15 protein-coding genes, 1 tRNA gene and 7 pseudogenes are annotated in these 23,129 nt (G+C 31.4%); 17 read left to right on the top strand and 6 right to left on the bottom strand.

The annotated features are described in order from the left end of the window. Nucleotides 1-620 precede the first annotated feature (620 nt). The 6 genes from RBB48_RS25520 to RBB48_RS25495 all read left to right on the top strand — a co-directional run bounded on the left by RBB48_RS25520 (nt 621) and on the right by RBB48_RS25495 (nt 5,933). On the top strand, nt 621-2,558 hold the full coding sequence (locus RBB48_RS25520) for a hypothetical protein (RefSeq protein ID WP_306008286.1): 1,938 nt from the start codon (nt 621-623) through the stop codon (nt 2,556-2,558). Nucleotides 2,559-2,570: 12 nt separating this feature from the next. After that, a complete protein-coding gene (locus tag RBB48_RS25515) occupies nt 2,571-2,951 on the top strand; it encodes a hypothetical protein (RefSeq protein WP_306008266.1) in 381 nt (126 codons plus the stop codon). Nucleotides 2,952-2,966: 15 nt separating this feature from the next. After that, on the top strand, nt 2,967-3,902 hold the full coding sequence (locus RBB48_RS25510) for a hypothetical protein (RefSeq protein WP_306008265.1): 936 nt from the start codon (nt 2,967-2,969) through the stop codon (nt 3,900-3,902). Nucleotides 3,903-3,917: 15 nt separating this feature from the next. After that, nucleotides 3,918-4,235 (top strand): hypothetical protein, encoded by a 318-nt coding sequence (locus RBB48_RS25505; protein WP_306008264.1) that lies wholly within the window; start codon nt 3,918-3,920, stop codon nt 4,233-4,235. Between the two features lie 70 nt (nt 4,236-4,305). Further along, nucleotides 4,306-4,794 (top strand): phage holin family protein, encoded by a 489-nt coding sequence (locus RBB48_RS25500; protein ID WP_000439595.1) that lies wholly within the window; start codon nt 4,306-4,308, stop codon nt 4,792-4,794. Nucleotides 4,795-4,886: 92 nt separating this feature from the next. Further along, the gene (locus tag RBB48_RS25495; RefSeq protein WP_306008263.1) at nt 4,887-5,933 is read left to right on the top strand and encodes an N-acetylmuramoyl-L-alanine amidase; all 1,047 of its coding nucleotides are present in this window, start codon (nt 4,887-4,889) and stop codon (nt 5,931-5,933) included. Nucleotides 5,934-5,991: 58 nt separating this feature from the next. Here the strand turns inward: RBB48_RS25495 and RBB48_RS25490 are convergent. The 4 genes and pseudogenes from RBB48_RS25490 to RBB48_RS25475 form a co-directional block, all read right to left on the bottom strand. Then, a pseudogene (locus RBB48_RS25490) lies at nt 5,992-6,458 on the bottom strand (DUF2691 family protein). 235 nt (nt 6,459-6,693) lie between these two features. After that, nucleotides 6,694-8,529: pseudogene (locus tag RBB48_RS25485) on the bottom strand (DNA/RNA helicase domain-containing protein). Between the two features lie 339 nt (nt 8,530-8,868). Beyond that, the gene (locus tag RBB48_RS25480) at nt 8,869-8,997 is read right to left on the bottom strand and encodes a hypothetical protein (RefSeq protein ID WP_306008262.1); all 129 of its coding nucleotides are present in this window, start codon (nt 8,995-8,997) and stop codon (nt 8,869-8,871) included. 373 nt (nt 8,998-9,370) lie between these two features. After that, nucleotides 9,371-10,207: pseudogene (locus RBB48_RS25475) on the bottom strand (right-handed parallel beta-helix repeat-containing protein); the annotation flags it as partial. Between the two features lie 239 nt (nt 10,208-10,446). On the opposite strand from RBB48_RS25475, the gene RBB48_RS25470 reads away from it, so the two are divergent. The 3 genes and pseudogenes from RBB48_RS25470 to RBB48_RS25465 all read left to right on the top strand — a co-directional run bounded on the left by RBB48_RS25470 (nt 10,447) and on the right by RBB48_RS25465 (nt 12,079). After that, nucleotides 10,447-11,256, top strand: coding sequence for an HNH endonuclease (locus RBB48_RS25470; RefSeq protein ID WP_306008285.1), 810 nt, complete (start codon nt 10,447-10,449; stop codon nt 11,254-11,256). Between the two features lie 247 nt (nt 11,257-11,503). After that, nucleotides 11,504-11,578: pseudogene (locus tag RBB48_RS31740) on the top strand (HNH endonuclease); the annotation flags it as partial. Nucleotides 11,579-11,683: 105 nt separating this feature from the next. After that, nucleotides 11,684-12,079: a (deoxy)nucleoside triphosphate pyrophosphohydrolase gene (locus tag RBB48_RS25465; RefSeq protein ID WP_306008261.1), complete on the top strand. Its 396-nt coding sequence runs from the start codon at nt 11,684-11,686 to the stop codon at nt 12,077-12,079. 549 nt (nt 12,080-12,628) lie between these two features. Here RBB48_RS25465 and RBB48_RS25460 read toward each other — a convergent pair. Further along, a pseudogene (locus RBB48_RS25460) lies at nt 12,629-12,826 on the bottom strand (IS6 family transposase); the annotation flags it as partial. 93 nt (nt 12,827-12,919) lie between these two features. On the opposite strand from RBB48_RS25460, the pseudogene RBB48_RS31735 reads away from it, so the two are divergent. The 3 genes and pseudogenes from RBB48_RS31735 to RBB48_RS25450 form a co-directional block, all read left to right on the top strand. Further along, a pseudogene (locus RBB48_RS31735) lies at nt 12,920-13,051 on the top strand (site-specific integrase); the annotation flags it as partial. A gap of 338 nt (nt 13,052-13,389) precedes the next feature. Beyond that, nucleotides 13,390-15,510 (top strand): hypothetical protein, encoded by a 2,121-nt coding sequence (locus RBB48_RS25455; protein ID WP_306008260.1) that lies wholly within the window; start codon nt 13,390-13,392, stop codon nt 15,508-15,510. 1,399 nt (nt 15,511-16,909) lie between these two features. Continuing rightward, nucleotides 16,910-17,500, top strand: a complete 591-nt coding sequence (locus RBB48_RS25450) for a BglII/BstYI family type II restriction endonuclease (protein WP_306008259.1) — start codon at nt 16,910-16,912, stop codon at nt 17,498-17,500. A gap of 382 nt (nt 17,501-17,882) precedes the next feature. Here RBB48_RS25450 and RBB48_RS25445 read toward each other — a convergent pair whose 3' ends face one another. Then, nucleotides 17,883-19,121, bottom strand: coding sequence for a DNA adenine methylase (locus RBB48_RS25445; protein ID WP_306008258.1), 1,239 nt, complete (start codon nt 19,119-19,121; stop codon nt 17,883-17,885). Between the two features lie 1,078 nt (nt 19,122-20,199). Between RBB48_RS25445 and RBB48_RS25440 the strand changes: the two genes are divergently transcribed. The 5 genes and pseudogenes from RBB48_RS25440 (at nt 20,200) to RBB48_RS25420 (ending at nt 22,968) form a co-directional block, all read left to right on the top strand. Beyond that, complete coding sequence (locus RBB48_RS25440) at nt 20,200-20,985, top strand: hypothetical protein (RefSeq protein WP_306008257.1); 786 nt, start codon at nt 20,200-20,202, stop codon at nt 20,983-20,985. A 15-nt stretch (nt 20,986-21,000) separates the two neighbouring features. After that, a tRNA-OTHER gene (locus tag RBB48_RS25435) sits at nt 21,001-21,102 on the top strand. A gap of 426 nt (nt 21,103-21,528) precedes the next feature. Continuing rightward, entirely contained in the window at nt 21,529-21,981 is a 453-nt protein-coding gene (locus RBB48_RS25430) for a JAB domain-containing protein (RefSeq protein WP_000516687.1), read from the top strand. Between the two features lie 264 nt (nt 21,982-22,245). Beyond that, a pseudogene (locus RBB48_RS25425) lies at nt 22,246-22,436 on the top strand (thioredoxin domain-containing protein); the annotation flags it as partial. Nucleotides 22,437-22,809: 373 nt separating this feature from the next. Then, entirely contained in the window at nt 22,810-22,968 is a 159-nt protein-coding gene (locus RBB48_RS25420) for a hypothetical protein (protein ID WP_157349587.1), read from the top strand. Nucleotides 22,969-23,129 lie beyond the last annotated feature (161 nt).

Raw genomic sequence — 23,129 nt, 5'->3', positions numbered from 1 at the left:
ATAGAAAAAGGAGAATAAATAGAGGGTGTAGGGAAAATATAGGTTTGAAACTATGTGAAGTATTAGTTATTTGATAACAGTCTTACATTAAAGAAAGCTAGATAATATAAGGTGATAAAATGGAAATTCAATTAGGTAAGAGTCTACTGAACCCAGAAGATGGTTGGACGCGTAAGTATTGTAGTGAAAAAAATATAGGGGCATTTTTTCAAGGGGTTAGAGGGAACGGTCAATTTCCAAACGGTAGATGGTATCAAGTAGGAGACGATAGGGATCTTAGAAATGGAACTTCTTGGTATGTTAGTGGAGAAAGTAATTCATTTTCTTTTAAATTTAGAGGGACGTCTTTACGAATAATGGCTCGCGAGCTTGATATCCAGTCTTTCAATCTTGAGGTATCTATTGATGGTAATTCTTTTATGGCAAAAGTACCGGTAAAAACTCCTAATTTATTTGTGGTGTTTGAAAAATTAAATTTAATTAATCAGGAGCATAATGTTGTAATAACAACTAAGGGGCATTCTCTCGGAAATACTGGTCAAGAATATTATACATGGTTACAAGCAATTGACTATGCGGATTTAAGTGTAAAAGTTGGTGATCTTTTAAAACAACCAGAAATGGGTTGGAAGCGAGTTAACAATACAGACTCATTAATAAAATACACTGAAGATATGAAATTAGCAAACGACGATACTTTAGGTAAAAGAAATTGTTTTATGAATGATTATACAGCAGGAAAAGCTGGAACTATATTATTTGAGTTTGTAGGAACAAAACTACGAATTTTAGGAATTACATACAAGGACTACTCAAGTGATATTGCCATTGAAATAGATGGTGTTAAGCAGAAGTTTTCAGCATTAAATCTTAATACCACGGACTTTTTACAAGGTAGTACACTTGTTTACGAGAAAAATGGATTAGATTTTAAGAAACATAGTGTAAAGATATACAATTCTGATGCTACAAAGCTTTATGGTATTGATGCAATTGATATAGATGAAACTGGATATTTAGCTAGTACAGTAAAAATTGGTGATGTATATAACATTACAGAATTTGGATGGAAACGTTATGATGACACGAATCATAATATTGAATATATAGGTGAGTGGTATGGGAATCATACAAATCCAACAGGGAAATATGATGATTATTATAACAAAACCCTTCACTATTTCTATAGGGATGGAGAAGGGATTGCAAGATTCAAATTTAAAGGAACAAAAATCAGAATCATAGCAGGTGTTCCAGATGATTATTCTGATAAAATATCTATAAAAATTGATGATGTTGAAGAGTTTTTTAGCGAAAGAATTTTAGAAAATGGTAAGCGAACAGGAAAGCGACAAGTTCTTGTTTATGAAAAAACTAACCTTGACTTGAAAGAACATACAGTAATTTTAAGTGATCCTAAAATTTCTGGGTTTTTTAACGGTTTTAATATTGATGCTATAGAAATAGATGCAGAGGGAGAACTTTTACCATATAAACAAAAAGTTTCTTTATACAAAAAGGTCAATGGAAACATTTTGGTAGATGATTTTGATTCCATAAATCCAAAATGGCTTATGTCACCATCAAATGAATTTAACAATACTATCAAAAAAGGATTCCTACGTATGAATCATTCTGCAGATAAAGACGTTATGCTGTTAATTGATAAACCACAAGGTAACTTTGCAATCCAAGTTATTGCGGATTATGCTCCTACAAAAGAAGGAGATGAAGGCGGCTTACTGATCTATCAAAATGAAAAGAATAAGGTTGAATTCCTTGAATCCTATTCTGCTAATAGTTCTCAAAGCCATAAAGAGTGGATGGCAATTTGTGAGGAGAATCAATGGGATTTTTACACAAAGACAGATACATCCTTTGATTATATGGATAATGATTCATTAGTAGCAAAAAGAATTGGTGTTGTTTTAAAAAGAGGAACTGCAGAGGAATTTGTACCGCTTGACATCAATAAAATTATTATGACAAAGAGTAATATGTTACGTCTGCGTCAACTATATAAAAATTATAAGATTGTATTAAAAGATTCTGCAAATAATATCTTGTCTACTAACATTGTAGCTGCACCGGATACAGGCATTGATATTCTACTTCCTTCTTTAGAGTTTGAGGGAATCGTAGAAATATATGACGAAGAAAACGAACTACTAGCAAAGAAACAGGCCACCTTCTATGGTGGGGATATGTATTGTATGGGTTCATCCCTACAAATTAAAATGAATAACGAAGAATTAAATACAACGGATCCAACGAATTTAGGTTACATGGTGGATAATGAGCGAATTGTAAAAATGACAATCGTAAATGATAACATTGGTGCTGCTACAAATATAAAACTATCAATCCAGCAGTACATGGAGAAAGTTGGTTACACCTGGGCACTTATTTCATTAGATGGTACTAACTATTTGAATGAAATACAGATTGATTCCATAGCCGCACAAAGTACGCGAGATTTTTGGGTAAAGGTTGTGAAGGATACAAAATTCCTAGCATTTGAACCAATTTATTTTAATGTTCATCTAAAACATAATTGAGGTGAATACAATATGGGAACTGTAATGAAATTATATAGATATACATCCGAAAGTGAGATTACACCATCAATCCTTATTGAGAGGAATGTACAAATTACAATTGAACCAGGGAAAGTTCTATATGCTCCACTGGATATAGGTTGTAACAAATACGATATTCGTACCATTCAAGTTACAAATGATTCAAACGTTGAAGCAATGTTATTTATGTACGATCAAAAAGAGAATGGGAATCAGATTTATAAAAGCTTATCAGAAAAAAGAACATATGATATTTTGGCTATTCCTTGTGAGGATAAAGATCATACAAACAAGGTACATCTTTATATAGAAAATAGGGGCGTAGCAACCTCTACTTTTAATGTTTCTATGAAAGCAATACGTTTAAATTAAGGAGGAATATACAAAATGACAAATAAAATTTGTAAGTTACACAGACTAGAGCGCAGAGAAGTTTTTATGAAGATTATCGATGAAATGAAAAAGGCTGGATGGCAGCAATTAAATGCTGACAAGACAAATAAAGATAACCTTTTTGTTATGTATTCAGCGGGCAACGATGGAACAAAAAATAACTATATTGAACTACGGCCATTTGATACCATTAATAATAATTCTAAATTATTATCCGGCCTTGATATAAGAGATCCAAAAGTAAATTACACAGATGGGAGTTATAGGCTTATAAGGGGATACAACGAAGAAACCAGTGATGGAATCGGAGAAAATACCTGGTACTCACTAGTATTTCACCATGGAAAAGCAACTAATACTAATACACCAACAGCTTTAGATTTTGAAAAATATATGATTGACCTATATCTATACGTTGATAAAGATACTGTCATTTATTGTGTATATGCAAATGATGATGAAATCCCATCTCACAAAGGAAAGACAGTGATTGGTTTTATAGGCCTTCCAGACGAATACTATCAACCGGAATTATTTTCACCGTATTCTTGCCCGTTCAGTGTTATGTTTAGCTGCGGTTCTCGTGCTCAAGCAGCTGCACATACAACTGATAGAACTAAATTTGCAGGGTCCTATCCATATTCTAATACAAACTCTACATTTTATTGGGATAAAGTCTTTCTAAAGGCACCCTCTAATGAAGGAAAGATAGTTTTCACTCCTTTATACATGGGAGATAGTAGTGAAGGATTCAGAGGGAAGTACGATGGTTTTTACATCTATAGAGGTAGCGGTTTTATTTATGGTGATATTACAGAGGTTGTTGAAAATGGGGAGATTCATAAGTACAAATTATTTCACACGTCGGCCCCTATAGCTAGTCAATATAATTCATTTAGTGATTACTATGTAGCTTTACGCATCGAGTAAGAAGGAGGTAAGTATATGACAGTACTTCAAAGTATAATCATATCTCCAACAATGCTATATCATGATGGAATACGTGAAATCAATACACATCGTCAAGGGGGTATTGTTAATCCAATCGATTTTTCACATACAGGCGTTAGGCAACTCCTAACACATCAAGGGGGTATTTTAAATCCCGATGATTGGATACGAACAGGTATTAGGCAAATCTCTATTCGTCGAGGCGTTATGCATAACTTATCTCAAAATAAGGGAGGAACTTCTGAAAAAGAAGTAATGAAACCGCCACGAAATGAACCACTAGAGTATGCGTGGAAGAAAATGAATATGTAAATCTTTTATACGATAGCGTGCCAAAGCAGGCTTTTTTATTTTGCTTTGAAATGTAAAAGGGGGTGAAAGTTTGGAAAGGATTCATGAGCTTGTAAAAACATTAAATGTACTGGATGTTATTAATACCACCCAATTTAAAGTTGCTTCTGTAATTAGTGGGGGAGTGGGAACTATATTTAATTTTTTATATGGTAAATCTAATTTAATTTGGATTATCATTTTGGTATGGGTGGTTGTATTAGATTGGATAACTGGTAGTAAGGCCTCAAAATTAGATGGTACGTATTCATCACAATATGGAATTGAGGGCATTGCACGAACTGTGGTTCTTTTTTTATTACCTTCTTTAGCGCATTTATTTGATATTGCATTTAAACTACCAGAGTTTTTCTTTTTTATGGTAACTGGTGGTTTAATTTATCATATTTTTAATAGCTTTACAGCCAATTGTGTACGGATTGGGTGGGATAAATGGATTCCTACTTGGTTGTTAGAAAGTGTATCTTCTGAAATTGAGGCAAAAATTAGAAGATCAAAATCTAGAAAAGAAAAAAATTAAATAAAGACAAATATAAAAAGTGATAGCAAAAGGAGCATTCTCAATTGAGGTGCTCTTTTTGTTTATGCAAATATTAAAGGGGAAAATACGAAATGAAAAAATTAATGAAACAATGTAGCGCGTTATTTATCATGTGTATTATTTTATTTTCTTTTTCTGCAAGTGCTTTTGCAGATAGAGAAATGATTATTCCAGATTTACCTAAGCAAGGATACAGATATGGTGTGGGTGCATATGAGGGAGTAGTAGCACATTCCACAGCGACACCAGAAGCACCTGCTATCAATATTAGAAATTATGAAGCTAGAACATGGAGAAATGCATTCGTTCATTATGCAACGGATTGGGATGAAACAATTCAAATCGCTTCTACTAAATATCGTGCATGGGGTGCAGGTCCAGCGGCAAATGCTAGATTTGTACATGTAGAACTTTCTGAGACTAGTGATCCAATTAATTTCACAAAATCATATGAAAGATATATAAAGTTACTTGCGAAAATTTTAAAAGATAGAAATATCCATCCGAGTGTTGGATTATGGACTCATAAAGGTATCACATACAAATTAGGCGGTACAGATCATGAGGATCCACTGGGGTATCTTGCTTCACATGGTGTATCAGAAGCTCAATTCCGTTCTGATGTTTTAAAGGCGTATAATGGTCATTCTGTCACTGTGGAAGTAAAACCACAACAACCATCTGAAAGTGTAACGGATGTAACAGGAGTAGCTTATATCGAAGGTTTAAATGTAAACCTTCGATCTGGACCATCCACAAGCAATGATGTCATTCGTAAGGTACAAAAGGGTGAATCATATAAAGTCTGGGGTAAAATAGGAAACTGGTTGAATCTTGGAGGGAATCAGTGGATTTATAATGATTCATCATACATTCGCTATAAAGAAGAATCTTCATCTGTGGAAGGTAAACGTGTAGTTTCTAAAGTGAGTGACTTACGATTCTATTCAAAAGCTTCCTGGGCTGATAGAGATGTTGTAGGAACTGTCGATGACGGTTTAGGGTTCACTATCGTTGATAAAGTATCTGTAAATGGTTCACCACAATATAAAGTGAAGAATAGTAGAGGTAATGTGTTCTATATTACAGCTAGTTCTTATTATGTAAATGTGAAGTAGTGAGTAATGGAAAAGAAGGATTTAATAGGAGTATTGAATCCTTCTTTTTAAGATTTAGTTAAAAAGTTCCTGCAGTCCGTTCTGTTAAATACTTAGTATCTAAATAACCTAGGTCTTGAACATGTTGATGTAACTTCTGAAGTAAGCGCTCATCTGTACATAAAATACTAATATCAAAACCATCAACTATATTTAATAAAAATTCACAATCACTAGTATTAAAATCTGATGCTGTTCTTATCCATGTTGGGATATTCTTTTTCATATCAGGAAAAGCGCATATTGTTAAGAAGACTAAAAAGTATTTTTTGTTTATTAAGGATTGTTTTAACTTATTTTCAGTTATGAAACGTTCGTCGCCGAGTAATTGTTCAAATGTAAAGTTATCATGAGAGTCTTTTAGGTATATTTCGGCAGTATCTATTTGCCAAATGAAATTGTTAGAATTAAAAAGTTCTAGTAATTTTAATATGGACAAATTAAAGTTTCATCTTCTGGAGCGTGAAAATGTATTCCTATATTCATTGTATGCTAGTCTCCCTTTATTTATATTATTTAAGGAAATTGCCGGCTCTTAATCGAGGCGGCTTTTTTTGTTTTAAGCAATATTTTCTTGAAAACCCCTTCTAAAAGAACGTTATTATCATATAAGAGTCAAATGTTTTAAGTCTTTTAAGACTGATTCACCGGTTGCTGTGAAATAGAAAAATAATAGACTATATTCTGAGGGAATCTAGAATATAGTCTATCATTATAGGTTTTAAAACATTAATTCAGGGATTTTTAATTGATTTTTAAGTAAGTTCCAAGTCTCATCTAGAATCGGTTTTGGTGGTATGTAAATAATTGTTCCATCCCGACCTCTTGTTAAAATAACTCTATATGCATTGAGCTTAATTTGGAACGGATCTTCAACACCCCATTGATAGTGCTGCCCCCTCCAAGCCCCATTCTGTAGATAAAGATCATCATCTCAATGAACGAGCGTCATATCTAGTTCAAGTCCCTGTGTTTGGAATTCAGTTGAGCTGTAGTTGAGGGTTTTACAATAGTATTGAGACCCGGGATAGTTAAAGTATTGAGCGATCTTACTAGGTCTTTCATATCGTTCATCTCGTGGTAAAACAGAGACTTCTTTTTGACGATCAGCGCCACCAGCACAGACGACACCAACTGTTTTTGTATCATCCTGATAAAGCTGATTTAAAGTGATTTTTGCTTTGTCTAAATCACGCGTAATAAAAAGCTGATAATGTTCCTTTGGTAGGTTATGAATAAGCTGTTTCGTTTGTTCAAAACTAACATCTAATAAAGTATTAATAATTTCATAGTATTTTAAAGCTGCATGAGCACGGAAAGATGAGTTTAAATGTAGCTGAGAATGAGTTCTATAATGTGCTGCATTTGTGAATACAGAATTAGGATGTTTCGAGTGAACAGTCACGTTTTTTCCAGCGATCGCAGTATTCCACAGAGGGAGACCGCCTTCTTCCCCAGAATAGATCTCTTGACCTTCACCAATTAAGCCAATTGTTACACTCCACGGCTTATTATTTGTCGTAATATTCATTATAATATCCGGTTCACTTAAGTGTTGGGCTTCTCGCTTTCTTCGAGTGAGTGACTGGTCGACTTTTTTTGTATCCCATGCTCGTTGTGCTTCATCAAAAATGATAATTTGTTCTTTTGGAATCATTTTCTTTTCGAGAAAATCCATTTTATAGCCATATAGACCTTGTACGAAGGTTCTATTTTTCAACGTATCTTGTAATACGTCTACTAATGGGCCGTTACCAGATAAATAAACTGCATTTTTCATCTCATGTGCAATGGTTAGACCTAGATATGTTTTACCTGCTCCTGGCTCGCCAGATACTAAAATGAGATGATGGGTATTTGTATGTTGAGCTTCTTCAATGATTGAGCGTACAGTTTGTTGTACTTCTGGAAAATTACTGCTTGATACAGCTTTAATGTCAGGGAGTGGTTCATTATGTAAAATGGAACGAGCAGCTTCTAGCATAGAAGGTGAAGGTTCATAGAAACCATTGATTATTTCCTCTATCGTCAAAGTTTGTACTTCAGTTTTATCTAATATTCGGTTAATAATAATTTCCAATCCATCAACTGTTGAAAGGGTTACTTGATAATCTTTTTGGAATTCCCATTGTTCACCTTCATAGTTTGTAAGCAGTAGAATACCTATGACTTGCATGTTAGATTGTTGAATAGCTGAGTGATAATGCTGGAGATCACGCATATAAAGTGATGTTTGAATGTATTCAGAAGGTGAAACGTGATTATAACTTTTACACTCGATAACTATCAAATAACCATTGATTAATAAAAGTATATCTGGACGACGGCCACCTCCGCGTAAAATCTCATATTCAAAAATAAGTGATGCATCTAAATCAGAAAATCGATTAAATAAATCTTGTAGTTCATTATAACTATCAATCCATGCTCTCTTTTGAGAATCTATTTTTGGATCATTTGTTTTAGTTTTATAGACATGATCTAGCAGTTGTTTAACAAAAAAATGTACATCTAATTGCTTAAATTGTTCAATAGTTCCAGCCCAGCCATAGTTCAAGATAAAGGCCCCCTTGAAGTGTAGTAGGATATATGTATATTTCTATTATACGAAATGATATAACTAGTTTGGAATAAGAAAAGAGTTAAGTTGTATTTTTTCTGGGAAATTGTGTAGTAATAAAAGATTTTCGTTATATTTTGAGGGCTATCGATAACAAAAGAATTGATTCGAATGAAGATATTTTATGCTTAAACGTCGTTCCTAAACTAGAATACGAAATCATATTATTACCCAATTGTTACTTTTAAATAAGGTCAATATGCATTGAAAAAAGATGCGATAAATATAAAAAGGAAATTGAACTTTTATTAAAAAGATCAATTTCCTTTTTACGATTTAAATATGTTTTAATTTTATTATGAAGGAACCTAAATCATAGCCCGTTTTTATTATAGCTATAGCTGAAATGATAGCTAATGGGTATTTAATAAATGGTTTGTTGAGAAATTCCTTTATGTTTTTCATGTTGTAGACCTCCATTACATTGATAATATTATTATATATAGTATCACAAATGTAATGGCTAATAGTCACTATATTTATCTTTTTTAATTATAAAAAGAAATACTAAAAATAAGGGATTATATTTTTTATATACTTGTTACTGAATTAATAATAGATTAATTTCTGCGGAGGTATTAGTACTTAATATTTAGAGAAATTAGCCGCAGCTTACTAATATAATTATAGGTACGCCTATGTACTTACAGAATGAATACAGAGTTTTTATGAGTATGAGAAAGTTGTAGTTTCAATTGAAACTACAACTTTTCATTTTACTTTTATAGGAGAGGGGAGATGAAGTGAGCTAAGCTAATGTTGTTTTATTAAATTTGCTTTATTTTAAAATTAGTTTGGACGAAGGGGATAATTTGCTAAATTCACTATGTTGTTCATTTCCTTCTTGACTCATACTTGCTTGATAAGATGAAAATCCTTTATATGTTTTTCTTTTCCATTGCCATAAGCCATTACTTTGATCGAATTCACCATAGTAATGATTGTAATCCAATTTGTTCCCAGTGTTTTTATTAAAATTATTGCTGATAAAAATACGGCTGTTACTAGCATAAATTTGGTTGTTGGTAATTAGATTGTTCCGGGTATCGTAATTTAATTCGATTTGGCCACTCTCTTGATCTTTTGTATCATTTTTATAAATCACATTGTTCGTAATCGTGTTATTTTCAGCATATCCTTGCTGACTATCATATCCACCAATTGCAATGCCACTCATGATATTATTGGATATTGTATTGTCTCTAACGGTAATTTGGCTTGCACTTTTTCCTGTACGTTCGCTGGCTACTTCAATACCAAGGTCGTTTTCATAGCTTTGGTTTTGCTCAATGATAATTTCTTTCCCGCCATCCACGTAAATACCATCAGCTGAATATTCATTATAACTAGTATTATTGATGGATGAATTGTGATGAACGATATTGTTACGAACAATTTCATTCCGTGCTTGATCTAAAACAGCTACTGGAGATACGCCTTCATGTCCAATCAGAACAATTCCGATGTTGTTGTTGGTAAATTTAAAAGAATCTACATTCCCATTCACAGCAAATGTTTCACTTAGTCCTAATTTCAAATTTGTTACTTCGTTATTGTCTATGAAAAGATGATTAAAATTATTTTGTGCATGAGATGAAGTACCATAATAAGCAATAAGGAATAATTTAGATGTTTCATGTGAAAAAGAGTACTAGATTTGATAATATTTTATTTGAATATAAACAGTTACTTAAATATTGATAAGATAAGTTTCCAATCTAATATATGGGGAGTAGAAAAATGAATTATTTTTTTGTATTTCAAAATAAAAGTTATAAGGAAGAGAGGGAGGGAGGATTTCTCTGGGCGCCACAAAAAAATAACAAGGGACAAACATTTCATCACTGGACAGATATGAAAATGATAAGAAAAGGTGACATCATTTTTAATAGTTTTAAAGGAAATCTAGTATCAATTTTGGTTGCAAAAGAAGACTATAAGGTCCATGATAAGCCAATTGGACTAGAACAGACTGAAATCTGGGAAAAAGAAGGATGGATTGTAAATGTAGAATACCATGATTTGGAGATCCCTATTCTATATAAAAGTTTCATGGAAAACATATTAAAGCTACAAGGTGATAAATACGCTCCATTTAATAAAATTGAGCGTGGTAATACAGGTTACCTGTTTAGAGTAACTCTAGAACTTGCGAATTATTTATTAACAATAGTTAAAGAAAAAAATAGGGATACTTGGAACAAGCTATCAAACATAGGAAGTAGTGATGAAGAAACTATCCTGGAAGAAATAGAGAAGGATTTGTCGTATGTATTAGATCAAACTGAAAAAGAACAAGTTATAAAATCTAGAATTGGACAATCCATTTTTAAAAAGAATTTGTTGAAGAATGAAGAGAAATGTAAACTATGTGGAGTCTCTGATAAACGTTTTCTAATAGCAAGTCATATTAAGCCTTGGAGCCAATCTAATCATAGGGAAAGGTTAGATATAAACAATGGACTACTACTTTGTCCTAACCATGATGCTTTATTTGATAAAGGTTATATTAGCTTTGGAGATGACGGGAGAATTTTAATTTCGAACACTTTAGACGAAGCTTTAAAAATCTTCTTGAATATACATGAAAAGTTACAGATCCAAATGAATGAAATGCAGCGTCAATACATGCAATGGCATAGAGAGAATGAATTTCAGGCTTAAGTGACTAAAAAACTTTTTTGGCGTAATAAGTTATAACAAATTAAAGGATTGACCTACAAAGGTAGTATCTCATGGTTATAGTAGGTGCTTTATAAAATATACAGTATATCAACGTAATAAGTATGTAGTTGAGCTTGCTAAAAGACGTGCGCAAGGTATATGGGAGTTATGTGAATAGCATGCTCCTTTCCAAGATAAAAAAGGGAATCCATATCTAGAAGCACATTATGTGGAATGACTATCCAAAGGCGGGGAAGATACAATTTGTAACACTGTTGGAATATGTGCAAACTGTCATAGAAAGTTGCATGTTTTAAACTAACATGAAGATGTTTCCAAATTAGTGAAAAAGATACTGTGGTATAAACAAGAAGACGAGAAGTAGAGAGTATAAGTATTAAATAAGATGTGAAAGAAGTGACGATTCATGAAGAAGAAAGTATCGGTTGTTGGAGCTGTCATTTTTAATGAGAAGAATGAAATATTATGTGCATTACGTTCTCCTACAATGTCATTACCGAACTATTGGGAATTTCCAGGTGGGAAAATTAATGAAGGAGAAATGCAGCAAGAAGCATTGGTGCGTGAGATTAAAGAAGAATTAGGATGTTTAATTACTGTTGGTGAAAAAATAGAAGAAGTGGATCATGAGTATGAGAATATTATAGTTCATCTTACTACTTATAAGGCATGCATAGAGTCCGGTATACCTAAAGCACTTGAGCATGAAGAGATCAAGTGGGTTCAAGCTAAAAAATTATTAGAATTAAAGTGGGCACCAGCGGATATTCCGACTGTGAATATTTTGAGCATAGAATTTTAATTTCTGTCTAGATTTGGCTGAGCAGTCAACACTCTCATTTTGTCTTTAAATAAAAGAATATACGCCCTTTAGTAAGGCAGTGTATGTTCTTTTATAAAGAATTTTCACAAAAAATAATAGTTAAATTATATAATTACTCATTTGATGTTGGCTTATATTTGATCTCTGTGGATTTCAATTTCCTGTTATTCCATTGCTTTTTAATAGTTCTCTAATGTTACTTTTTAAAATGATCATTACCATCACCTGTTGAGTCATTCCATATTGTATAGTTTATGGAGATGAGTTTAGGATGAATTCATTACTAATAGAGAGCAATTCATATTCTTAACATGGGATTAGTAGAGGACAACTTTGACAAGAGATTTTATATTTAGAGCTATGAGTGCTTTTGCAAAGTTTGAAAGAGATAGAATTGTGGAGTGTACTTAAAAAGGAAAAGCAACTGTAAAACAGAATGAGGAATTCCTAGAGAGAAGACCTAGAAAACATATTAAACAACAAATGAAATTTGCTTTGAAATTGTTTTAAACTCATACATAGAAGAGACTGGATTCGTCTGTCCAATTCAGGACCGTACCGATGAACCCAACGCATAATCGTTGTATGAGAAATGAATAAACCCCGTTCCTCCATCATTTCCACTAAATCACGAAAAATGAGGTTGTACCGTAGGCACCATCTTACTGTTAACAAAATAATATCAGGCTGATAATTCTTTAATTTAAATACATTTTCCTTTTCCATACCAATTAAGCACCTTCTTTAGACTAGTAGTATCAGTATGTCCAAGATTTGTAGATTTATTCCAATTGTCCTGAAGTTTTTGCACTAGAACTGTTGAAACGTCACTGTAGTGAACACGATTATATAATGTTCCTGGTAAGAATCAATACTGGGTTACGCGTTGGAGAGTTGCTAAAGTTGAAAACTAGCGATTTGAAAAATAAACAGAAATTGGTGATTAAGGAGGAGATTAATCAAATAAGAAAAATCTTTATACGATATACTGAAGAGCAATTAATTTAGCAAGGCTTAGGGGGATATAGTGATTATATAGTAATTTTAGCTGATAGTCATTTTTTGTGGGCCTTTTTACCGTTAATTATATTATGATAAGAGAATGAAAGAGGAGTAAAATAACTTTATTTTTTATATTGTGGACTTTTGTTTTAATTAAGTAAAATAGAATTTGTTTATGCTTTTAAAAGTATTTTTGTGTATTTATATTTTATAATTTACAATTAGGCTATATTTGCCTATTATAAAAATTAAGTATATTACTAAATTATTGAAATTGGAGGGATTATGTGTTTAATGCCGTAGATCTGAGAAACTTTGAAAAAGCAGTGGAATCTTTAAGACAATATAGAAGGTATGAATTAGTCGATAGTAGGAATAGGGATTTATTAAATAGTGTATATGTAGATCCAATGGATAATGACGCTATCTTGAACCTTTGCTTAAAAGATAATACTACTGTATTGATTGGGAGAAAAGGAACAGGGAAATCTACAATATTTATGAGAATGCAAAATGAACTTAGAGATAGAGATGATATAATAGCATGTTACATAGATGTGAAAAATATTTTTGATAAAGCAAAAAGAAACTATACAACTATAAGTTACCTAGGCTTAAGGGATCAAAATGAAGTAGAAATATATTCTATTCAAAGAAAGTTTATTATTGATTTTGTTACGGAATTAATAAAAGAAATAGAAAAAAGTTATAATTCTTTTTGGGATAAATTTATGTCAACAATCGGTAGATCTAAGTCTAATTCTGCAATAAAAAAGTTGATGGAAATAAAAGAAAGAATATCTAATAATGATCATTTAGAAAAAATAGAACTACAAACAATACAAGAAGTAACTAATAAATCCACTGCATCAATTTCAGCAGAAGATAGTGTAAATACTAGCTTTGGCGCAAATACACAACTATCAAAAAATGGACCGAATTTTGGAGTGCAATCAAATACCGCTTTACAAAATAAACAGAGTTCTATGGAGGGGGATGAAAAACAATATAATAGGGTCTTTGCTAGGATATTTGAAGTAACAAAAATAATAGAAGAAATAAAAAATGTGTTAGAAGAGATGAATTTAAAGAGACTTTTTGTTATATTGGATGATTATTCTGAAATTGATCAGACAGCATTGCGAATGTTTTGCGACTTAATAGTTAACACTTTGAATAATAACTCCGACAATTTCATAAAATTAAAAATTTCGGCGTATCCTGGAAGAGTAGAATTAGGTGAACTTGACAGACAAAAGATTGATATTAGATATTTAGATTATTATCAATTATATAGATATGATAAGCGGAGTGATATGGAATCAAGTGCTATTGATTATACTAGAAGGATAATTGAAAAACGATTAGATGTGTATACTAAAAAAGAAGTCTCAGTTTTCTTTGATATCAGTAAAGCGCCTATTGAGGAATATTATAAATTGATTTTCCAAATGACATTGAATGTAGTCAGACACATAGGTTTAATATTAGATTATGCTAAGGATGCATCGTTATATCAAGGGAAGCCTATTACATTAAATAATTTGGTTGATGCTTCAAAAAGATTATATGACGAGAGATTACGATTATTCTTTAAGGAGGGTCAATCAGCTTTAATGACTTATTCTGAAAGAATTGAAAGATTTCAATTAGAGCATTTAAATGAGTTACTAGTTTTAAAGGCAAAAGAAATTAAGAGTGGTATTAGAACCCATAAGTATGAAGCGGTTATCTTTGATAGGGATCGTAATAATCCATATTGTAGCCATTTTCACGTTTCCACTGAATATGAAGATTTACTTTCCTCCCTTGAATTGAATTTTTTCATAAGTAAATATAATGAAATGTCAAATAAATCCGGGAAGAAAGTTTCTATATATTCTTTAAATTACGGACTTTCTTTATATGAAAATATTAGATGGGGGAAACCAGATGGTAATGAACATCGAACATATTTTATTGAAAGCCCATTTAATTATAATCCGGTTGTAAATAAATTTATTAGTGAAACAAAGAAAATCCAGTGTAATAATCCAGATTGTAACAATGTGTTTGACTCAGAAGAGTTGCCAATGTTACAAAGATATGGAATGAATTGTCCAAAATGTATGAGTCGAAAAGCCGTAGAAGAGGTACCAATATATAAAGATCTTGAAAAAAAGGTAACGGAAGTTAATGAGAAATCAAATTTACTAGAAGTAGAACAATATAGATTTCTAAGTTTAGCTGTTTTAAAAGGTGCAGAAGTAACAGCTCAAGAGATGGCTCAAGAGCTAGATACTTCAGTCCAAAAAATAGGTTGGTTAACTAAAAAATTAGAAGAGGATTACTATTATCTAAAAAAAGATAGAAGTAGCGGCTTGGTAAAGTACATGATAACGGATTTGGGTAGAGAGGTAGTTATTTAAAAATTTTCTACACTTTATCAAGTTTACGCTCTGTTCAGAAATTGATTTATTAGCTATCGTATTGATGATAAATAATTGTTTATAGTTTATTTACAAAGGAAAGAGTTTTAAGCTTGCTAAATTCTTTTAGCAGAGAGGTTAATTGGAGGCCAAAAGATACCATGTTTAATCAAATCTTGATTGGTTGAAAAGATTACTCTTTAAAAAGTAGACTAATTGCTACATAAAGCCCCCCTTGAATATCAAGGGGGGCTTCGTATAATTCCGACTGCCCTCGGATCAGAGTTTCCCTACCTTGTCTAGGGAATAGAAAGTATTTATATAAATTTTAACAATAATATCTTCCTGATTATGATTAAAGGCTAGTTTATTTGACTGTTTCTCCATAAAATGAATTACAGTGAATGATAAAGCTGTTGGATTTGATTGTGTTTTGTCTGTTTTTGGCTAAATAAAGTGTTTAAGCATAAATTGAGATATTCCACATCTAGAGGCTTTTCAGTTGTAATCTTTTTTTGATAATGGAATCTACCAATTATTAAGTTATTAATATATAGCGATAAATATAATGGGGAAATCCTTCATATTTTAGTTTAAGCAATTATTAAATATAGTATTAGAAAGTCTTACATTTAAAGGTTAACTTCATTTCTTTATCAATGTCTTCAGCAACATTAGGTGTGTGACTCAAATATATTTGAGTCACACACCTAATGTGTACTACTTTAAGTACACTTCAGATATTTGAAGTTCTTTTGATGAATGTTCCTATTCAATGGAGAAGTAAATTCTTTTACTCACTTCTAAGGTAGCTTCCAAATCCTTTTTTAAAAAATTTGTGTTTTCTCTTTCAATTTATTAAACTTTGTAACCTCATTGGACATTTATTTCTATGGATTTTCTAGAATGACCTACCTCATAGCTGCCTATAGAATATCTTCTCATTAGTTCACTTCCTTATGAATATATCACTGGACTAAAATCGGGATCATTTCTATTTGCATATTCGTTAAACATACATTGCCTTATATCAAGCTTTTTAGCTACATCAGTTTTTGTTAAGTTGTGTGAAAGTCTATTCTATTTAAGTATTTATGGTTTAATTTAAGATTTATTTAGTAAGTACTTATAATTTCAAGCATTATTGAGTACTACCTTTTTAGGGGCAATTAGTTTCATTATTCATTCTACAGGTACAACAAATATCTCCTATATTAAATGACATAAGGGCTAGGGTGAAAAAATATATAATTTAGCAGAGAAGTTAAAGAGATATTCTTTAGAACTATTTTTAAATGTTTTTTATAAAGGATCTAAAATTTAATATATTACACAATCTATATAATTAATAAAAAACGTGGTAAAATTATCCTGTAAAAATAAAAAGGGAGCTGTCGACTTGACTATTAAATTATTACCACAGTTTATCAGAGACAACTACGAAGTACATGAATGGAGACATGCTTGTGCTATATTAAAGGAAGATTTTCCAAATGAGTGGAACGAAATTATAGATGTATTAAGTAATTTTAGATTACTGGGAAGTGATATTGTAAAAGCAGGCGGCCGTAAATCACCAATTTCAAATAAAATTGACTCGCATTTTTATAGCTTAGAGTGGAAAGAGAAATCATTTGATACTAAGATTGTAGTTGATGAAAGTAAACTACAATCTCCAACACATAGTATTGATTGCTTTAAAAATAGAATTGCTGTTGAAATCGAATGGAATAACAAGGATCCTTTTTACGATAGAGACTTGAATAACTTCCGTTTATTATTTGAACTTCGTGCGGTTAGTGTTGGTGTAATTATCACCCGATGTACTCACTTGCAAGGTATTTTTAATTCTCTAGGAAAAGGTAGTTCTTATGGGGCTTCTACGACACATATGGATAAATTAGTTCCACGTATTGAAGGCGGTGGTGGTGGTGGATGTCCTATATTAGTCTTCGGAATAAAAGAAAGTTTGTATATAGAGGATGTATAGAAGTAAAAGTAAGAACATATTATAAAAATGAAATAATATTGAAAAATGGAAGTATCCAAAAGATAGATTTATATAAAAAAACTTAGTATGGAATTTGATTGTAATATCAAAGGCGGAGTTTTTTCGCGGGATTTAGAATCCTATATAATATAGATGGAATTGGTATGAGTATAATTATCACTAAGACAATCCAACTTACAAACTCTTTTTAATTCCCTAGGGAAAGGTAATTCTTATAGGGCTTTTACAAAACACATGGATAAATTGGTAGAATGAATAGAGAGTAGTATTATTGGTTGTCCATTACTTATTTTTGTCATAAAAGATAATATAGAACTAAAAAATAAGACCTATGGTGTATTAGAACATAGGTCTTACATAACTAAATTTTTTTTACAAGTAGTAAACATTCTTGAACATTCCTACTTTTATCATTCCGACGCCCCATTGTACTATGGGCATAATCTTGAAGACGTACTTCAATAGTGTAATTCTTATTAAAGCTTGTTTTTGCTAATTGAATTAATGCATCTAATTCAATCATTCCAGTATTGCTGTAACTTAATACTAAGTTAGATTCTCTATCATTTATCTTCTCGAACATAGACTGAAAGGCACTTGCTACCTTCGTTTTTATACAGAATGGTGATTGATGACGATCTGTACGATATCTCCCTTTAAATTTCACTTCAGGATAGTCGTAACGCACAAGTGTTTCAATCGCATGATAGAAGCGTGAATAATGCACGAAACAATATGGTGGATCAGCATAGACAGTAGAATTATTTTCTAATCCTTCCAAACAGTCCATATAGTCCTTTGAAATTACTTTATGCTGTAAATTATTTTCTTCTAACGTTTGTTGAAGTTCTATAAATTTTCTTTCAAAGAATGAAACAATGTTTTTTCGACGATAAATTAAAATATCATTCATTGAGGCAATCGTGTTAGCGTCTCTATACTGTGCATAATGCCCTGTACTTTGTGAATTATAAGACATTGCGTACATTAGACTAGCTAAGATCGGATAATACACCGGTTCACCTTTGTATCTGTCTGCTACTTCCCTTATAGCGTCAATCCATAGACATTGTTCAAAACTCCAATAAGTCCCTGAATAATTTTTTACGAACAAATGATAAGGAAACTCTGAAAAATCCATGTTAATTAATTCTTGCTGTGCTTTTTCTAATTTATTAAATTCTTCTAGTGTAAACTCACGGTTATAATTAAACACTAAGTCAGGGTATGCTTCTTTAAAGACATTAACAAGTTCTGCAGATTTCGTTAATACATCTTGAAGAAGATTTGGGTACATGTCCCATTCATAGTTAGATAAATATGTATTCGCTAAAACTGTTGAATACTGTTGAATATCATTGGACAGCATAGGTACTTGATTACGCAATGCTCCTGACAAGACGGTTGAGCCTGCGAATAAGTCAACTACTGTGCCTCCTGCGTAGCATTCATTAATCCCTTCTACTACATATTCAATGATAGCACGTTTAGATCCCATGTATTTGATGATAGAAGGTATATTGTCTTCTACATATAATCCATTATTATCTTGTAAATTATTTTGCTCCATTTGTGGGTTGTTATTTAATGTTTCTGTCATAATATGTTCCCCCTAAAGAGTAAGTATACCATTTAAATCACAATTCTTAATAGTATTTAACTCATTAAATAAATTCATGGAATATTACATGAATTGTTTGTGGCAGTTTAGGTCTTTTATGAACCATTTTCTCAATTAAGCAATAAATAAGTTATTTAATTGCTTCAATAAAGTTTCGTAATAGTATATATATTAATAATGTTCCCTAATTTAGAACTTTTAATCGTTTGTTTAAACGCTTCTAAACTTTCATGCAATAATTCACTAATTTCATATACAGACTTTAGTTTATTTAAGGAAACGGTATAAATTTCTCAATGCCACATCCATTGTCAAAGAAGTTTGTTTTCAAGGCCTGTAAATACACTAAGTTCATTTTTTAAAAATTTAACATGTTTGTTGATAAACATAACTAAATAATGAGTTTATAAATAAAGGCAGTGGGTATATTATAAACTCGCTGTCTTTGTTAATTATAATTTGTTTCTGCTTATAGTGTAAAAAATTAATAGGGAATAATTATAATTATGATTTAATAGATCGGCGATTACGTAAAGTGCTAGATTAAAACTAACGGAATAAAATTTTGATATTTAAATATATAGATGTATTTTTGCGTTTTAAGGTAGTTTTAGTATGTTGTTAATACAACAAATGAATGTAAAAAAATTGAAGCGCATTTTTATTTAAAGAATTCTATTTCTTAGATAACTTAAAAATGCATTGCGATTTAACTGAATTTTCCATATGTAACCCTGTATTATGATATATTAAAAGAAATAGTATTTTTATAAGGATAGATCAGATTAATATAATTGAGTAAGGAATGGTTGGAGTGTTTTGATACTAGGAAAGACTTCTAAATATGTCATTTTACCTGAAATACATAAATGAGATAATATGCTTCAAAATATAAAGCAATAATTTTGGAGACAAAATAAGTATATTTCATTTTGTTTTACAGACGGTACCATTGTTAAGAAAAATCTATTAATTATTGATGTAAATAAAAACTTTCAACAGCAAAGGGATGTGGATTTTTTGCTGTTGAAAAAAATGAGCTAGCAAAGGAGATATTATGGGATTCACTTTACAAGTATATCGAGATTTAAATCATCGACTGGGTTATTATGATTCAATAACGGAGTTAAATGAGATTGCAGTTAGAGAATTAATAAAAAAAGTCGAAACATCACCTAATCCACAAAAATCTATTAAAGATTTAACAGAGATTCATGGGATTCAAGTTAATTTCCCTAATGTACCAAGTGCATTAAGTACTATAATGGGAAAAAGTTATATTATTACAGTTTACCAATCTGCGGATTTATTTTTGAGAGATTTTAGACATGAGTATTGTAAGATAGCAGGAAAGGGTTGGGAGTATAATGAGGGAAGTAAATTGCCACAAGTGTTTGAAAACATTGCGCCAAGATTTAAGTATCAAGATGAAATAGAATTTAATATTTTTGAATACTATAGGCTTGTACGAAATAATATCGTTCATCCGCATAGTAAGAAGGATTTAGGTGATATGCATCAAGCAATATTAGAAAAAAAAGAGGAGATAATGGTCAAGTACAAAGTAACAAATGCACCAAATGCAATAGATTCCATAAATTTTGAAGATTTTATTTTATTTACTAAAGTTACCAAGGAAATAGGCAGAATATTATGTGTGTTATCTAAACCGAGTTCTAAGGATTTAATTAAAACATTGGATTTAAAGAGTTTTAGGAAACTTCGAAATAACCGTTCTAGATTGGAAAAATCCATATCTTCTGAGTTAAGAACTCGTTACAGTCTAAATGAGGAAGAAGTTAAAGAAATTTTAGGTGATGTTGATTTAATGGAAATAATTTGATAATATATAAGATATACTCCACTAGCTCAATTGGTTAGAGCGCCCCGCTCATGAGAATACGAAGAACTCGTATTTTGATGAACGGGGAGGCTTGCGGTTCAAATCCGTAGTGGAGTATTAAAACCCGGTCCCACGAAGTTGGAACCGGGTTTTAATTTATATACATCAAATCGCTAGGTAATTTATTGGTATTTTGAATTGAAATTCAGAATTGAAAAAATATAACCTGTGTTATACAATGAAATTAAGAAATTTTTTCCTTTTTAATCATTCCTAAATAACCACAAACCTTTCGGGTTTACGATTCATTACAAGGAAGTGTATAAAACATATACGCTAATTTGTAATACGAATGTATTCCTGGGAGGTTTTTTTGCGTTCTAGGAATAGGGCAAGTAATAAACTAACAAGGATGTGATAGATTATCTTAAATTATTAAGAATTGTAGTGGGGAAATAAGAATTTTGGATTTCAAAATACAAAAGAAGGTGAAAAAAGATGAGAGGTGGAATCTCGTCTTTTTTATTTCGAAAGGAGAAGGACATGGGTAAGAAAATTATGGTTCAATCTGTAAAGCTGGTAAAAGACAGTAATCGTATTTATGATATTGAGAAAAAGAAAATCACTTGTCCAGCGGATGCTGTACGTTTTGCACAGATTATATTCGATATAGAATCAAGACCGAATGAAATTTTTGGTGTATTTAACTTAAATACAAAGAATGAAATTATTGGATGTAGCATTGTGTTTGAAGGAACTGTTGATTCATCGTTAGTCCATCCACGCGAGACGTTCCGTACAGCAATATTAAACAATGCATCTTCAATAGTATGTTTTCACAACCACCCTTCAGGCCATAGTATGGAATCTCAAGAAGATGTTGAAGTAACTAAGCGATTAAAAGAATGTGGAATTATTATTGGTATCCCTCTTCTAGATCATGTCATCATTGGAGATAATAGTTATGTAAGTTTATTGAAAAAGGGGATTATCTAATACAAAGCAATAATCCAACTATTTTTAAGGATGTATATGGAGGAATAGGAAGATTCTAAAGCGTTTATTCGCATGGATCTTCTTATTTTTATATTTGTAAGGGTGATTTATAAATGAATTCATAATATGTGATTCGTGGAAATGGACAGATTAAAAGGTCAGAAATATAGGATAAGAAAAAAAGGATCTATGCCTAATAACCTAACAAGATAGCTCTAACCTAAAGCGAGCAAAATTAGCTTAAAGGTTTTTGATATGAAGGGAAAAGAAGCAGCAAGTTGCTCAAGTGATAGAAAAGTAGTAGAAGAAAACCCAATAGCATTCAACGAGCAAACTTTGGAGTTAGTAAACCATTTGTGGCTGAAGGGATTAATACGGGGGTTGAAGATTTGAATTCACAACTTGTTCTCAAGGCAATGGAAATAGCTTTACAAAAGAATGCGCCTAAGGTGAATGTAAACGTTTAGAACAAGTATTAGCTAAATATCGAAAAGAAGCTTAAGTCAAATGGAAGTAGATTATATTATGCGAGAGAAATTTAATCATGGGTGTAGTATCCAATAGATTAATGATTTTCGAGAGATGTGGAAATTTGGTATTTCTGTAGGGAACATTTTGAAAATATTTAAACGGAAGCCCCAGTAAGCAATTTTACTAGTCTATGATCAAGCTGAAAAATAAAAAGTAAGGGTTTGGAGTGATTATAATGCCTGAGCAACTAACAATATTTGATTTTGAAAAGGCTTATATTAAGAGATTCAATTTGCATTTTTAGCTTTAGACACATAAAAAGCTTGATCAGATTCCAAAGTTGAAGGAGTGATTGTATTGAAGGTGTGGCAATCTGTCGAAGAGCTACATAATCATGCCAAACAAGCAATTGGCAGGCAGAAGAAAAATTTGATAAAACCCAAATCAATGCAAAAATATTTTGATAATCCCAAAAACAAATTATCTACTATGGATTTTGAAAAGATTGGTTTATAAATAGGAAGTTTTGAATGTTCGTTTACTGCCGCTGTTTGTTTGAAAGGTTTATACATTTAGTTGGTTGACTAATGTTTCAATTCTTCATATTTTTAAAAACCATTTATTTCTTCATTTAAATCCCATATTAGTATATCTAAGCACATATCATACCGTAACTT

The sequence above is a fragment of the Bacillus sp. MMSF_3353 genome (assembly GCF_030733445.1).
In the GTDB taxonomy this organism is placed as follows: Bacteria; Bacillota; Bacilli; order Bacillales; family Bacillaceae_G; genus Bacillus_A; species Bacillus_A wiedmannii.
Note: the sequence above shows the minus strand (reverse complement) of the source record. Positions and strands in the feature narration are given on the sequence as shown.